Origin of the sequence: Nocardiopsis metallicus (assembly GCF_014201115.1) — a bacterium.
GTDB classification, from domain to species: domain Bacteria; phylum Actinomycetota; class Actinomycetes; order Streptosporangiales; family Streptosporangiaceae; genus Nocardiopsis; species Nocardiopsis metallicus.
Window position 1 is genome coordinate 5,396,132 of sequence record NZ_JACHDO010000001.1, and the last position, 13,420, is coordinate 5,409,551.

The window sequence follows — 13,420 nt, forward strand, 5'->3', positions numbered from 1 at the left end:
CTCGTTTTTCAGGGTGGGGCGCTCGTGCCGTTCTACCCTGCCGCCGACCGGACTGTCACCCGCGGGCGGTCTCAGTTCGCTCCGATGACGTACGGATCCGGGAGCGGTTCCCGGCTGTCTCCCAGGGGGAGCTCGACGATGGGGACGTATCTTCCGATCGCCTCACCCGAGCCGCCGGTCGATCTGTAGCTGAGCGTTCCGCCCCCGGCCTCGACCGGATACTCGGAGTTGAGCAGCATCAACATGCTCCGCACCGCACGGGGGGTCGGGGGGCCCTCCGCCCCCTCCTCGTCGTTGGTCATCCGCACCGCGCTGGCGGCCACCGCCACGGCGTCGTGGTTGGCCAGCGCGTAACCGTTGACAAGGTCTTCGACTTCGGCGTCCGGAAGGTAGTGCAGGTAGGCGTTCCGGAACTTCCCGTACCCCTCGGGAACAGCCTCCGAGCCGGGGGGAGCCGTCTCCCAGCGGGTGTCGAACCCGGACGCGTACACGAGGTTGATGTCGTTCGCCTCCGCGATCCCCATGGTCTTCTCGTTGTTGGCGGCGCTGAGGCCGGTGGCGACGAACAGCACGCGCAGGGGTTCGTCGAGCCGGCACGGGATGGAGTCCAGGCTGTCCAGGAAGACGTCCAGGTCGGGTGCGCGGCCGGCGTAGAGGACCGTGTTGACCCCGGTGTTGCACACGTTTCTGGCGATGATGTTGAATTTCGCCTTGCTCGGGGTGTCGCCGAGCGTGGTCCCCTCGAACGGCTGCTCGTAGTCGTCGGCGTCGAGGTAGGCCGAGAGGTGCTCCTCGTAGGCCTGGCGGAGCGTGTCCACGAAGAGGTCGCGTTCATCGGTGTCGTTGTCGTACACGATGAGTGCCCGGACCGGATCGGGTTCGGCGTCGAGGTAGTCGCCGAGCGCCCTGACGTATTCGTTGTTGCTGGGCACCACCCGGATCACGCCGGGCAGCGCCGGGTTCTCCTCGTCACCGCCGTCGTTGATCCCCCCGGGCCCGTGGGCCAACCCGTCGGCGGTGACGGCGGAGGAGATCATGGGGATGCTCTCCTCGTTCAGTCGCTCAGCGATGTCACGCGTGCTGGTGACGCTCACACCCATGCCGGTGACGGCGACCAGGGGCCGGTCCTTGTCGCCGGACATGGCCACGAGCTGTTCCACCACCGGCTCCCACTGCTCCTGTCGGCTGCCCACGTTGGCCAGGACCAGCTGGATCTGCGGGGACTGGTCACCGAAGTTCTGGGTCTCGTTGGCCCTCCGCACGGCGGTGTAGGCGCCCTCCAGTGAGCGGAGCATCCGTTCGGGGTCCATCGGGCTGACCTCGCCGAAGGTCAAAATACCGAGAAAGGCCACCCTGACCACGGGGTTTTCCTGGTCAGCCAAGTCCGCGACCCGGTCGTTCTCCGCCTTGATCCGTTCTTGGATGTCCTCGAACTCGGGCCCGAAGGAAAAGGAGCCGTCGGTGACGCCGACGCACTCGCCGTCCACCTCCCGGACCCCGCTGCCGGGGCCGCCACAGGTGAACTGGTCCCAGAAGGCCACGGTGGTCGTGACGAGGACGACGGTGAGCACGCCCGCGAACCCCAGGAGCAAGACGCGTTTCCAGTCCTTGCCGCCCGTGTCCGCCATCCGTGGCCACCTCTCCTTTTCCGCGTTCCTGGGGCACGGGGCCCGCTGGACCATCAAGGATTTATGATGCGCGTTTTTCCTCGATATATGAGCGAACCCCCCTTTCGTGACGCATGCGTTATAAGAATTCCCTCCCTTATATCGCCGAACATCACTGATGCGAATTTTGCTGCTCTTAGTCGGATAAGGGACCTTGGCTCCGAAACAGTCACTGCGCGCCGATAACACCAATGGCCCACACTCATCCCTCTCGGACAGACCCCGCCGAAGACACCTTCCGAAGCCCTGGTTACATGAGCGTGAGCCAACCCGCACGGAGGTTTCACTTGCTCGACGCGACGGGCGTTCCCGGCCCCTGGGGAACCCGCCCGCTCCCTCGCTCGGCCCTTCCCCCCGTCGGCGACCCCGACCTGCGCGGCCCGCTGCGCTTCGTGTGGTGGCTGATCGCCGAACAGCCCTGGCGGGTCCTGCGCGGCACCTTCTACAGCACCCTGTGGATGGTCGGGCTGGTGTTCCCGCCCTACGTGCTCGCCCGCGCGATCGACGACGGCCTGCGCGCCGAGAACCCCGGCGCCCTCCTCCTGTGGGCCGGGGCCGCCGCCGCGGTGGCCGTGGCGACCGCGGCAGTGTCGATCCTGCGGCACCGGACGATGTCCCTGATCCGGACGGACGCCGCCCACCGGACCATGCGCGCGATCACCCGGCACTCCACCGTGCTGGGGTCCTCCCTGTCCCGCCGGGTCTCCTCCGGTGAGCTGTCCACCGTGCAGGCCAGCGACGTCCTCAGAATCGCCAACGTCCTCACCATGACCGGCCCCGGGGTGGGCGCGGTCATCGCCTACGCGGGCGTCTCGGTCCTGCTGTTCACCATCTCCCCGCCGCTCGCCGCGATCGTCGTGCTCGGCGTGCCGGTGCTCGCCGTGGTCATCGGCCCGCTGATGGGGCGGCTGCACGGGCGGCAGAGCGTCTACCGCGAGCACCAGGGGCAAACGACGGCACTGGCCGCGGACATCGTGTCCGGGCTGCGGGTGCTGTGCGGGATCGGCGGCAAGGCGCACTTCGCCCGCCGCTACGAGGAACGGTCCGGGGAACTGTTGAAGCAGGGCTACCGGGTCAGTGAGACCACCAGCTGGTTCCACGCCGTGAGCGCCTGCCTGCCGGTGGTCTTCCTCGGCGCGGTCACCTGGGTGGCCGCCCGCCTCACCGTGACCGGGCAGATCACCGTCGGCGAGGCCGTCGCCGTCTACGCCTACGTGGCCATCCTCATCCTGCCGGTGTTCTTCCTCATCGAAGGGGCCAACAGCATGATCGAGGGGCTGGTCTCCGTGCGCCGGGCGCTCGACCTGCTCACCCTCCGGCCCGCGGACACCGGCAGCGGCAGGGACCGCCCCGGCCCGGAGGAGGGCTCGGAGCTCATCGAACCGGACTCCGGGGTACGCGTCCCACCGGGCCTGACCACCGCCCTGGTCAGCGCGGACAGCCACCACACCGCCGACGTCGTGGACCGGCTGGGCCGCTACACCGCCTCCGACACCAGCTGGGGCGGGATACCGCTGCGCGACCTGGCGCTCGACGAGGTCCGCCACCGGATCCTGGTCTCCGACAACGACGCCCACCTGTTCGCCGGTTCCCTGCGCGAGGTCCTGGACCCGCACGGAACCAGCGAAGACACCGAAATCCACTCCGCCCTGCACATCGCGGGCGCCGACGACGTGGTCACGTCCATGCCCGACGGCCTGGGCTCCGCGGTCGAACCCCAGGGCCGCAACCTCTCCGGCGGCCAGCGCCAAAGGGTCCGGCTGGCCCGGGCCCTGCTCGCCGACCCCGAGATCCTGCTCCTGGTCGAACCCACCTCCGCCGTGGACGCGCACACCGAGTCCACCATCGCCGAACGGCTGCACGAGGCACGGGCCGGGCGCACCACCGTGGTCACGGGCGCCTCGCCACTGCTGCTGGACCGGGCGGACCGGGTGGTCCTGCTCGTGGCCGGGAAGGTGGCGGCGATCGGCACCCACGGCGAACTGCTGGCCGAGCGCCCCGACTACCGGGCGCTGGTCTTCCGCGGCGACCCGGGTGAGGAGAGCCCCCATGAGTGAACGGCTCCCGGTCGCCGACCGCGCCCAGGCGCGCCGCGACACCGTCCAGCTGCTGGGCGCCGAGCGCCGACGGGTCACCCGGGTCGTCCTGCTGACCTGCCTGGCCACCGGCGCCGGACTGGTCGGCCCCTACCTGCTGGGCCGGATCATCAACATGGTGGAGGACGGCACCGCCACCCCGGGCACGGTGGACCTGTTGGCCGCCGGTGTGGTCGCCGCGGCCTGCGTCCAGCTCCTGGTGACCCGCTACGCGCGCCGCGCCGTCTACCGGTTCGGCGAGCACGTGCTGCGGCGGCTGCGCGAGGACTTCGTCGGCCGGGTGCTGTCCCTGCCCACCCGGGTGGTGGAGCGCTCGGGCACCGGCGACCTCACCACACGCGTCTCCGCCGACGTGGGGACCGTGGGCACCAGCCTGCGCGGGGCACTGCCGGAGATCAGCATGGCCCTGCTCCAGGCCCTGGTGCTGGTGGTCGCGATCACCTGGTTCCACCCGCTGCTGGGCCTGTGCGCACTTCTGGGGCTCCCGCTGATGTGGCCCGCCGCGCACTGGTACCTGAAGCGTTCCCGCGAGACCTACCTCGCGGAGGGTGCCGCGCTCTCCACCGCGCTGGAGAGCAGCACCGCCACCGCCGAGGGCGGCCGCACCGTGGAGGGCCTGGGCATCCAGGAGGACCGCCGCGGGGTGACCGACCGGGACGTCGGCGTGCTGTACCGGGCCCGCCGGGGCTCCCTTCGGCTGCGGACCGTGCTGTTCCCGGTGGCCGAGTCGGTCTTCGTGCTGCCGGTCTCCGTCACACTGCTGGTGGGCGGGACGCTGTACATGAACGGCGGGATCAGCCTCGGTGTGCTGGTGACCTGTCTGCTGTACGTACAGCAGCTGGTCGACCCCATGATCGGTATCACCCAGCGGCTGGAGGAGCTCCAGCGGGCCGGCGCCTCGTTCGCGCGGCTGCGGGGCGTGCGGCAACTGCCCGAGGAGTCCGCCGAACCGGGCCGGGTACCGGCGGACGACCGGATCGAGCTGTCCGGGGTCCGCTACGCCTACGTTCCGGGGCACGACGTGCTGCGCGGGGTCGATCTGGAGGTGCGCCCCGGGGAACGGCTCGCGGTGGTGGGCCCCTCCGGCGCGGGCAAGAGCACCATCGGCCGCCTGCTGTCCGGGGCGGACGTCCCCGGTTCGGGGCGGGTGCTGCTGGGCGGGGTCCCGGTCGCCGAACTCTCCCCGGAGGTACTGCGCGAGCGAATCGTGCTGGTCAACCAGGAACACCACGTGTTCACCGGGACCCTGCGGGAGAACCTGGCCATCGCCGCCCCGGGCGATGACGGCTCCGACGAAACCCTGCTGCGCGCCCTGGACGCGGTGGACGCCGACTGGGCGCGGGAACTGCCCGAGGGCCTGGACACCCGAGTGGGTTCGGGCGGCCAGGCCCTGGACCCGGCCCGGGCCCAGCAGGTGGCGCTGGCCCGCGTGGTGCTGCTGGACCCGCACACGGTGGTGCTGGACGAGGCGACCTCGCTGCTGGACCCGCGGACGGCCCGGCACACGGAGCGTTCACTGGCGGTCGTCCTGGAGGGGCGGACGGTGATCGCGATCGCGCACCGCCTGCACACCGCGCACGACGCCGACCGGGTGGCCGTGGTCGCGGACGGCCGGATCACCGAGCTGGGCCCGCACGAGGAGCTCATCTCGGCGGGCGGGGCCTACGCCGCCCTGTGGCGCTCCTGGCACGGCACCGACTGATCCGATGGCCCGCGACCCCGGCCCGGGCGGGGTCGGGTCGGGCGGGGTCGGGCCAGTGGTCGAACAGGGGTCGCGAGCTGCTCTTCGCTGAGTGTGTGCGGGTGTGTACGCGTGTTCACGGGTGGGTCCTGCAGCGATGAGGGTTGACTGGCACCGCACGGTTGTGGTGACCAGGTGCGTGCGCTTCGGGACAACGGGTGCGGTGTCAGTGTTCGGGCCCCCTTGCCACCAGCGCGACGGCCCGGCACTCGTCCTCACCGTCCGGGGGCAGCGAGATCTGCGCGTCGTGGAGGCCGAAACCGAATTCCGTGCCGGTGCCGGGCCTCGGCGAGGGGCGCTCGTGGATGTGTTCCAGGCCGTCGATGTCGTCCCACTGCTCACCCACCCGCTCGAACCCGAACCCGGCGATGGTGGCGAGCGAGGCGGTGTTGTCCGGTCGGATCGAGGCACGGACCGTCACGACCTCGGGGGAGGCGTCGGCCCTGCGGAGTAGCTCGGCCAGGGTCGCCCGGGCGTAGCCGCGACGGCGCAGTTCAGGGACCACGGAGTAACCGATCTCCACCATCCGGCGCTCGTCCGGCGGGCCGTGGAAACCGGCGTGGCCCACCGCCCGGCCGTCGTCGGCGTCCACGACCACGTTGGCCAGCCAGCCCGCCCGGCTGGGCACCGCACGGAGCTGCCCGAGCCGGTAGCGGCTCAGCCAGCGCATCTCCTCGCTGGCGAAGTGTGCGCCCAGTTCGGTGCCGATCAGCGCACCGGCCGTCTCCGTGTCCCCTTCGGCCAGCGCGGCGAGTACGGGTTCGGTCATCTCCACGAGTCGGGTTCTGGGGCCGCCGGCGCGGTCGGAAGAGGACGTGGACGCGAGGCCGGAGGCGTCGGTGCGTCGTGGCCCGGGAGGTGTTGTCGGTGTCTGTCACCTTTCCATCCTTATCCCCTGACCCCGCCGCCGCAACGAGTATTCGCCCTCCCGCGCCCCGCCGGTCTCGCAGCCGACCGTCACCGGACTCCGGGACGATGGGGGCGCCCGCCCGAGCCACCGCACCGAGGAGTACCCCGTGACCGACACCGAGGACCGCCGCTGCGGCTGGGCCCGGAACACGTCCGAGCTGATGACCGACTACCACGACAGTGAGTGGGGGCGCCCCTCGCACGACGACGCACACCTGTTCGAGATGCTCGTGCTGGAAGGCGCCCAGGCCGGTCTGTCCTGGTCCACCGTGCTGAACAAACGCGAGAACTACCGGCGCGCGATGGACGGTTTCGACTTCGAGCGGATCGCCTCCTACGGGCAGACCGAAGAGGACAGGCTCCTCGCCGATCCCGGCATCATCCGCAACCGCCTCAAGATCGCCTCCGCCGCGCGCAACGCCCAGGCCTTCCAGCGGGTACGCGAGGAGTTCGCCAGCTTCGACGCCTACCTGTGGGGCTGGGTCGAGGGCACCCCGATCGTCAACCACTGGACAGCACAGGAGGAGGTCCCGGTGACCACCGACCTCTCGGACCGGCTGAGCAAGGACCTGAAGAAGCGCGGGTTCAACTTCGTGGGCAGCACGATCGTCTACTCCTACCTCCAGGCCACCGGTGTGGTCGACGACCACCTGACGGGCTGCCCGGCCAAGCGCACCTGAGCGCTCCGCCGAATACCCGAGCCTTTCCGTACGCTGTACTGTACGTACTACGGAAAGATTGCGCCATGAGCTTCCTCGTCTCCGGGGCCACCGGCACCGTCGGCTGCGAGATCGTCCGTCAACTGATCGACGCCGGGCACCGGGTACGCACCCTCACCCGCGCCCCGAACACGCCGAGGAGTTCACCCGCCGGCCCCGGGGGAGCTCGGTCCTTCCCCGGACGGGTCTGGCTTCCTCGGGTGTGTTGGTCGATCACTGTCCCGCTTCCTCCTCAGGGGATCCGTGAGGAGGCTGTCCCAGCGTGGTGAGGGCCGCTTCCTCCGGTGGAGCGCCTCGGCTGAGGGACCAGTACCGGGTCACTCCGACCTCCCGGAGGAAGGCGTGGTCGTGGCTGACCACCAGCAGCGCGCCCCGATAGGCGCTGAGGGCCTCGGCGAGCTGACGCTGGCTGTCCAGATCCAGGTTGTTGGTGGGCTCGTCCAGGATCAGCAGGCGGGGCGGGGCATCCGCGAGCAACAGGCGGGCCAGGCAGACCCGGAACAGCTCACCACCGGAGAGATCCCCCGCCCGCTGGTCCACCCTGTCGCCCCGGACCAGGAAGCGGGCCAGGCCCGCACGGATCCGCTGCGCACCGGCCGAGGGCGCGGCGGCACGCAGGTTGTCCAGCACGCTGAGCCCGGGGTCCAGGACATCCAACCGCTGTGGCAGGTAGCCGACCCGGCCGGTGACGTGCGCGACCCGCACCGGCGGCCCGTGGGCCACCGCCCCCGCGGGTGCTCCAGCCGCCCGCTCGACGATCATGCGCAGCAGGGTGGTCTTCCCCGACCCGTTGGGCCCGACCACCGCCACCCGCTCGGGCCCGCGCAGGTACAGTCGCCCCGCACTGGGTTCCAGTTCGTGGAGCTCCAGGACGTCGTGTCCGGCGGGAACCTCGGTGCCGGGGAGCGCGATCCGGATGCTCGCGTCGTCGCGGACCCTCTCCTCGGCCCGGTCGAGGTCCTCGCGGGCCTCGGCGAGCCTGTCCTCCAGGGTGGCCCGGTGCTTTCCGGCCGCCACCTGGGCCTGGCGTTTGCGCTGGTTCATGATGACGCGCGGCTCGCGTTTGGTGTCGTACTTCTTCTGGCCGAAGCGGACCCGTCGGGCCAGTTTGACCTGGGCCTCGGCGAGCTGGCGCTTCTCCCGGCGCACGTCGGCGCCGGCGGCGCGCACCATGCGCCGGGCGGCCTCCTGTTCGGTGGCGAGCTGTTCCGCGTAGGCGGTGAAGTTGCCTCCCCAGACGCGCAGCCGGCCGCCCCGGAGTTCGGCGATCCGGTCCACCCGTTCCAGGAGTTCCCGGTCGTGGCTGACCACGACCAGCACGCCCGGCCAGGACTCGATCGCCGCGTACAGGCGGCTCCGGGCCTGTCGGTCGAGGTTGTTGGTGGGTTCGTCGAGCAGGGTGATGTCGGGGCGGCGCAGGGCGATCCCGGCCAGGGCGGTCAGGACGGCCTCTCCCCCGGAGATCCCGTCCACCCGCCGGTCCAGCGGGGAGGGGTCTCCTGAACGGAGCACGTCGAAGCGTTCGAGCTGGTCCAGGGCCCGTTCCTCGATGTCCCAGTCATCACCCACCAGAGCGAAGTTGGCCTCGGTGGCCTCCCCCGCCTCGATGGCGCGCAGGGCGCGGCGAGCCCGGTCCACACCGAGGAGTTCGGCGACGGTGCTGTGGGTGGCCAGGGTGAGTGACTGGTCGAGGTAGGCCACGTCCCCGCTGACGGTGACGGTCCCGGCGGTCGGGGTCAGGCACCCGGCGATGAGCTTGAGCAGGGTCGACTTTCCGCTGCCGTTGCGGCCGAGCAGGCCGGTGCGCCCGGCGCCGAGGGCGGCGTCCAGGCCGGAGAGCGCGACGGTTCCGTCAGGCCAGGTCAGGCCGATCCCGGTACAGACGACGGCGTGTGACAAAGGGTCTCCCGAAGGTGGTGGACGGCTGGGGACGCTGGGTCGAGCGACGCGGGCCCATGACGAACTCCTCCTTCGGATGTACTGATGCGACTAATGTCGCAATAGAACGATGACACATCCAGACCACAAATGCAACGAGAGTCGCGTTATGAGTTCCCAGGAATCCGCCCCGGGCAGCACCCGCCCCGGCGGCCGCACGGCGCGCAACACGGTCGCCGTGCTCCAGGCCACCCTCGACGAACTGGGCGAACACGGGTACGGGGCGATCACCGTCGACCTCGTGGCCGCCCGCTCCGGGGTCCACAAGGCCACCGTCTACCGGCGCTGGGGCGGCGTGGACGGGCTGGTGCGGGCCGCCCTGGACTGGTCGGCGGACCAGGACTGGGAGCCCACCCGCACCGGGGCGCTGCACACGGATCTGCTGGCCCTGGCCGAGACGGTGGCGCAGGGTTTCACCGAGGCACCCGAGCGGGAGGTGTCGGCCGCCGCCGTCGCCGCGGCCTTCGAGTCCGAGGCGGTCGCCGGCGCCCTGCGCCGCTTCATGGCCGACCGGCACCGGCGCTCGGCCGCGGTGGTGACCGAAGCGATCGCCCGGGGCGAGGCCCCGGAGGGCACCGACCCCGAGGAGGTGGTCCGCTCGGCGGTCGCACCGGTCTACTACCGCCTGCTGGTCAGCCGTGAGCCCGTCTCCCCCGCCGACCTGCGCCGCACCGCCCGGATCACCGCCGACGCCGCCGCGGAGGGGGCCTTCGTCCCCGGTCCGTGAGAGGAGCGGGCCCGAGCGGCCGGGCCACGCCCTAGTCGCCGAACTCGATGCTGCCGTCGCGTCGGCCCGACTCGGCCAGGTGGCGGAAGGTCAGGGCGGCGACACAGAACCACACGGCCCCGACCGCGGCTTCCAGGAGGGCGAGGCGGGCGACCACCGCGCCGGAGGCTCCCGAGAGGAGCTCGCGGACGGCGCCCAACCCGTGGGTCAGGGGCAGGCCCTGCGCGACGAACTCGACCGCCGGGGGCCAGAAGGACACCGGCACCTGGACCCCGCAGACCACCATCAGGATCAACCCGCCGACGTTGCCGATCAGGTTGCGCACGTGCATCACGCGCAACGCCAGGCCCGCCAGCACCAGCCCGAATGAGTAGACCGAGACATAGGTCAGGGCGATCAGCGGGACCACCAACAGCGCGGCCGGCATCGGCAGGTGCACGCCGAAGACCGGGGCGAGCAGGAACAACGAGATCACCGCGCAGGCCAGGCCGTCCGCCAGCCACTGCACGCTGCGTCCGGCGAAGACGAGGAAGGGCGGCGCGGGGGAGGCGATCAGGAGGGGGAGGGTGCCCGCCATCCGCTCCCAGCTGCTTGAGGCGCACACGAACATCGTGGCGGTGACCCCCACGAACACCGCGTTCCCGACCAGCAGGTAGGCGGTGCGGTCCGGGGAGTCCAACATGGCCCCGATCAGCGCGAAGAACGCCACCTGGCACAGGATGCGGGTCAGCCAGCCGAACAGCCAGGTCTTCCACGTGTAGAACGCCCGCAGGTCGGCCAGGGCGCTGGTCGCCGACCAGCGCAGGACGCGCGCCGAGTCCCGGATGGCGCTCATGCGAGGCTCACCTCACCTGTGCGGCGCACCCTGCGCAGCACGCTGTTCAGCAACAGGATCCCGGCCGCGAACCCCACGGCGCCGAGCAGGAGCACCATCCCCAGCCTCGGAGCGACGTTCTCCACCGCTTCGGGTCGGAGGCAGTCACGGAGCAGGTCGGTCGCCCAGGACAGGAAGATCACCTTGGTCACCGGTTGCAGCCAATGCGGTAGGAACTCGGGCGGGATGACCGCTCCCCCCAGAAGGTAGAAGGGATAGGACAGGGAGTTCTGGAAGATGCGGGCGGAGCGGTGCAGGACGAACACCGCCGCCATCACGACCGCGGTTCCGGCCATCGCCAGTGCCATGGCCAGCAGGGTCGCGGTGAACAACAGCGGGTGTTCGACCCCGATGCCCACCCCGAACGCCACCCGGGCCACCAGGACGGACTCCAGCAGTGACAGCATGCTCACCGCGGTGACCGTCGCGCCCCGGCCCAGAACGGTCAGCCCGATGGGCGCCGGGGCGGCGATCATGGCGTCGAGGGTGCCGTTGGCGCGCTCACCGTCGATCAGCTCTCCCGAGACCAGCAGCGCCATGGACCAGACGGTGATCACCGCCGGTCCGAGGATCGCGTACGCCTCCAGGTCCGGGCGTTCGGCATGGCGCATGATGGCGAGGAAGGCCAGCGTGAGCAGCGGCGCGTTCACCAGGGCCATCAGCTGTTCCGGGTTCCGGCGGAACATCAGGAGCTGTTGCCGAACGGAAGCGGCGAGGACGACCATCACCGGAGTTTCAGCCCCCGGTCACCGATGACGTGGAGGTAGACGTCCTCCAGGGTGGGGCGTCCGGTGGAGACCTCGGTGACACCAGCGTCGACCAGGTGCCGGAGCACCCGTCCCCCGGCGCCTTCGACGCTGGTCTCCACGATGGTCCGGTCCCCCTCCGAGAGCACCTGTGCCACCCCGGGGAGGGCGCGCAGTTCCGCCACCACGTGCGACGGGACGGCCGCGGCGATCACCCGCTCGTGCGCGGAGAGCCACCCGCCGATGGTCCGGGGTTCCTCGGTGCCCAGCAGCCGACCGCCGTCGATGAGGGTGACCCGGTCGCACACCGCCTCCGCCTCCGCCATGTCGTGTGTGGTGACCAGTACCGTCCGCCCCTCGCCCTGGAGTTCGGCGACCAGGGCGCGAAAGTCCCTGGCGGCCACCGGGTCCATGCCGATGGTCGGCTCGTCCAGGAGCAGGACCCCGGGGTTCCCGATCAGGGCGCGGGCGAGGTGGAGGCGCTGCTTCATCCCCCGGGAGAAGGTCTCCACCCGTTCGTCGGCCTTCTCCGCCAAGCCGATCCGGTCCAGGAGGTACGCCACCCTGACCCGGGCCTGCCGGGTGCGCTGCCGGTACAGCGCCGACCAGTACATGAGGTTCTGGCGTGCGGTCAGCCTCGTGTAGAGACCGCGTTCACCACCGAAGGCGATACCGATGGTGCGCCGCACCTCGGCGGTCTCCCGCACCACGTCGTGGCCGTTGATCGACGCCGTCCCCCCTGAGGGCAGCAGGACGGTGGAGAGGATCTTGCACAGGGTGGTCTTGCCCGCCCCGTTGGGTCCGAGCAGCCCGCGCACCTCTCCCCGGCGCACCTGGAGGTCCAGCCCGTCCAACGCGACCACGGGTGATCCGCCCCGGCGTTCGTAGACACGCCTGAGACCTCTGGCCTCTACGGCGAAGTCCTGCGCCATGCGTCCTCCTCGGTCTGTTCCACGGGTGCGGGGAAGTCCTCTTCGCGTAGTTCGGGGGCGATGACCGGTGACCACACCCGTTGCTCACGGCCCTCCGCCACCCCGACCACGGAGGTCACGCCGGGCATGAGCGGGCAGGTGTGCGCGGGCAGCAGCTCCACCAACTCCCCGACCCGTACGTCCGAGGCGCGGAGCGGCGTTCCGTCGACGCGTGTCGCGGTGAGGCCGGGGTCCCAGTCATGGCAGGCGCTCGCGAGGAGTCCGTCGGCGTCGGTACGCACCCGGAAGCCGGCGGTCCCGACCACACGGGCACGCACCCTGAGCGCCACGTCCGAGAGGTCGCACAGACCGATGGCCGCTGTTCCCGCATCATAAAGCGCATAAGCTCCCGAACATATCTCGGTGACACCCGGGGTGGCGAGGGCGGCGGCGGTGTTCACGCTTCCACTCACCGACACCACCGGACAGGGAATACCAGATGATCGCACATCTTCGGCGACCTCGACGAGAGAATCAGAAACTTCGAAACTGTTTTTCGCGATCCGATCAAGATCATCTTTTGTCGAGGGGCCCCAGTATCCGCTGACGCCGTCGAGCCGCACTCCGGGTGTGCGGTGAATATGTCGCGCCAGGCCAAGAGCCATGTCAATCGGGACGCCCCGGCCAGCGGTAAAGGCGACATCAATCCGGACGCCGATCTCTGTTCCCAGCGCCGCACACTCCGCGGCGAGGGCGGAAACGGCGTCCCGGTCGGCCACGTGCACGGAAACGGACGCCCGCCCACCGCTGACGGCCGCGGCGTAGGCCGCGAACCGCGCGATCCGCGGCAGCCGCCATGCCTCGGTCCGGGGGCGTGCCAGAACGATGTCCCCGGCCCCCCGCAGCAGGTAGCGCATGGCCTCGGGGGTGCTCTGGGACACGATCCCCACGGCCCCCGCCCGCAGCTGCACATCCGCGATTTCCCAGCTGCGATGCGCTTTGACGTGGGAACGAACCGTTTTTCCGGCACGGTGGACCAGGTCGTGGAAGCGTCGGATGTTGCGCTCGGCCACGGGCAGGTCGACGGTGATC

Annotated in this window: 11 protein-coding genes; 4 read left to right on the plus strand and 7 right to left on the minus strand. The window is 70.7% G+C overall.

Going from position 1 to position 13,420, the window contains the following annotated elements; translation table 11 throughout:
- Positions 1 to 71: 71 nt before the first annotated feature.
- Positions 72 to 1,628, minus strand: a complete 1,557-nt coding sequence (locus HNR07_RS23625; protein ID WP_184366842.1) for an ABC transporter substrate-binding protein — start codon at positions 1,626 to 1,628, stop codon at positions 72 to 74.
- Between the two features lie 293 nt (positions 1,629 to 1,921).
- On the opposite strand from HNR07_RS23625, the gene HNR07_RS23630 reads away from it, so the two are divergent.
- Together HNR07_RS23630 and HNR07_RS23635 are read left to right on the plus strand one after the other, a co-directional pair.
- The gene (locus HNR07_RS23630) at positions 1,922 to 3,724 is read left to right on the plus strand and encodes an ABC transporter ATP-binding protein (RefSeq protein WP_376769939.1); all 1,803 of its coding nucleotides are present in this window, start codon (positions 1,922 to 1,924) and stop codon (positions 3,722 to 3,724) included.
- Positions 3,717 to 5,465, plus strand: coding sequence for an ABC transporter ATP-binding protein (locus HNR07_RS23635; RefSeq protein WP_184366844.1), 1,749 nt, complete (start codon positions 3,717 to 3,719; stop codon positions 5,463 to 5,465). The genes HNR07_RS23630 and HNR07_RS23635 overlap by 8 nt, the downstream gene beginning before the upstream one ends.
- Before the next feature lie 205 nt (positions 5,466 to 5,670).
- Here the strand turns inward: HNR07_RS23635 and HNR07_RS23640 are convergent, their stop codons facing one another.
- Positions 5,671 to 6,273, minus strand: coding sequence for a GNAT family N-acetyltransferase (locus tag HNR07_RS23640; protein ID WP_246420470.1), 603 nt, complete (start codon positions 6,271 to 6,273; stop codon positions 5,671 to 5,673).
- Positions 6,274 to 6,520: 247 nt separating this feature from the next.
- Between HNR07_RS23640 and HNR07_RS23645 the strand changes: the two genes are divergently transcribed.
- Positions 6,521 to 7,093, plus strand: coding sequence for a DNA-3-methyladenine glycosylase I (locus HNR07_RS23645; protein WP_184366845.1), 573 nt, complete (start codon positions 6,521 to 6,523; stop codon positions 7,091 to 7,093).
- Positions 7,094 to 7,345: 252 nt separating this feature from the next.
- Here the strand turns inward: HNR07_RS23645 and HNR07_RS23655 are convergent, their stop codons facing one another.
- On the minus strand, positions 7,346 to 9,031 hold the full coding sequence (locus HNR07_RS23655) for an ABC-F family ATP-binding cassette domain-containing protein (protein ID WP_184366847.1): 1,686 nt from the start codon (positions 9,029 to 9,031) through the stop codon (positions 7,346 to 7,348).
- Between the two features lie 148 nt (positions 9,032 to 9,179).
- On the opposite strand from HNR07_RS23655, the gene HNR07_RS23660 reads away from it, so the two are divergent.
- Positions 9,180 to 9,797, plus strand: coding sequence for a TetR/AcrR family transcriptional regulator (locus tag HNR07_RS23660; protein WP_184366848.1), 618 nt, complete (start codon positions 9,180 to 9,182; stop codon positions 9,795 to 9,797).
- Between the two features lie 31 nt (positions 9,798 to 9,828).
- On the opposite strand, the gene HNR07_RS23665 is transcribed toward HNR07_RS23660, so the two are convergent.
- From HNR07_RS23665 to HNR07_RS23680, 4 genes are read right to left on the minus strand one after another with little or no spacing between them, the layout of a single operon-like run.
- Positions 9,829 to 10,632, minus strand: coding sequence for an ABC transporter permease (locus HNR07_RS23665; protein WP_184366849.1), 804 nt, complete (start codon positions 10,630 to 10,632; stop codon positions 9,829 to 9,831).
- Positions 10,629 to 11,396: an ABC transporter permease gene (locus HNR07_RS23670; protein WP_184366850.1), complete on the minus strand. Its 768-nt coding sequence runs from the start codon at positions 11,394 to 11,396 to the stop codon at positions 10,629 to 10,631. Before HNR07_RS23670 ends, HNR07_RS23665 begins: the two co-directional genes overlap by 4 nt.
- Positions 11,396 to 12,349 (minus strand): ABC transporter ATP-binding protein, encoded by a 954-nt coding sequence (locus HNR07_RS23675; RefSeq protein ID WP_184366851.1) that lies wholly within the window; start codon positions 12,347 to 12,349, stop codon positions 11,396 to 11,398. The genes HNR07_RS23670 and HNR07_RS23675 overlap by 1 nt, the downstream gene beginning before the upstream one ends.
- Complete coding sequence (locus tag HNR07_RS23680; protein ID WP_184366852.1) at positions 12,328 to 13,401, minus strand: alanine racemase; 1,074 nt, start codon at positions 13,399 to 13,401, stop codon at positions 12,328 to 12,330. The genes HNR07_RS23675 and HNR07_RS23680 overlap by 22 nt, the downstream gene beginning before the upstream one ends.
- Positions 13,402 to 13,420: the final 19 nt, after the last annotated feature.

Coding starts and splice junctions, on each gene's coding strand:
- HNR07_RS23660 (WP_184366848.1), top strand. CDS start 9,180: ATGAGTTCCCAGGAATCCGCCCCGGGCAGCACCCGCCCCGGCGGCCGC.
- HNR07_RS23640 (WP_246420470.1), bottom strand. CDS start 6,273: ATGACCGAACCCGTACTCGCCGCGCTGGCCGAAGGGGACACGGAGACG.
- HNR07_RS23635 (WP_184366844.1), top strand. CDS start 3,717: ATGAGTGAACGGCTCCCGGTCGCCGACCGCGCCCAGGCGCGCCGCGAC.
- HNR07_RS23630 (WP_376769939.1), top strand. CDS start 1,922: ATGAGCGTGAGCCAACCCGCACGGAGGTTTCACTTGCTCGACGCGACG.
- HNR07_RS23675 (WP_184366851.1), bottom strand. CDS start 12,349: ATGGCGCAGGACTTCGCCGTAGAGGCCAGAGGTCTCAGGCGTGTCTAC.
- HNR07_RS23670 (WP_184366850.1), bottom strand. CDS start 11,396: ATGGTCGTCCTCGCCGCTTCCGTTCGGCAACAGCTCCTGATGTTCCGC.
- HNR07_RS23665 (WP_184366849.1), bottom strand. CDS start 10,632: ATGAGCGCCATCCGGGACTCGGCGCGCGTCCTGCGCTGGTCGGCGACC.
- HNR07_RS23625 (WP_184366842.1), bottom strand. CDS start 1,628: ATGGCGGACACGGGCGGCAAGGACTGGAAACGCGTCTTGCTCCTGGGG.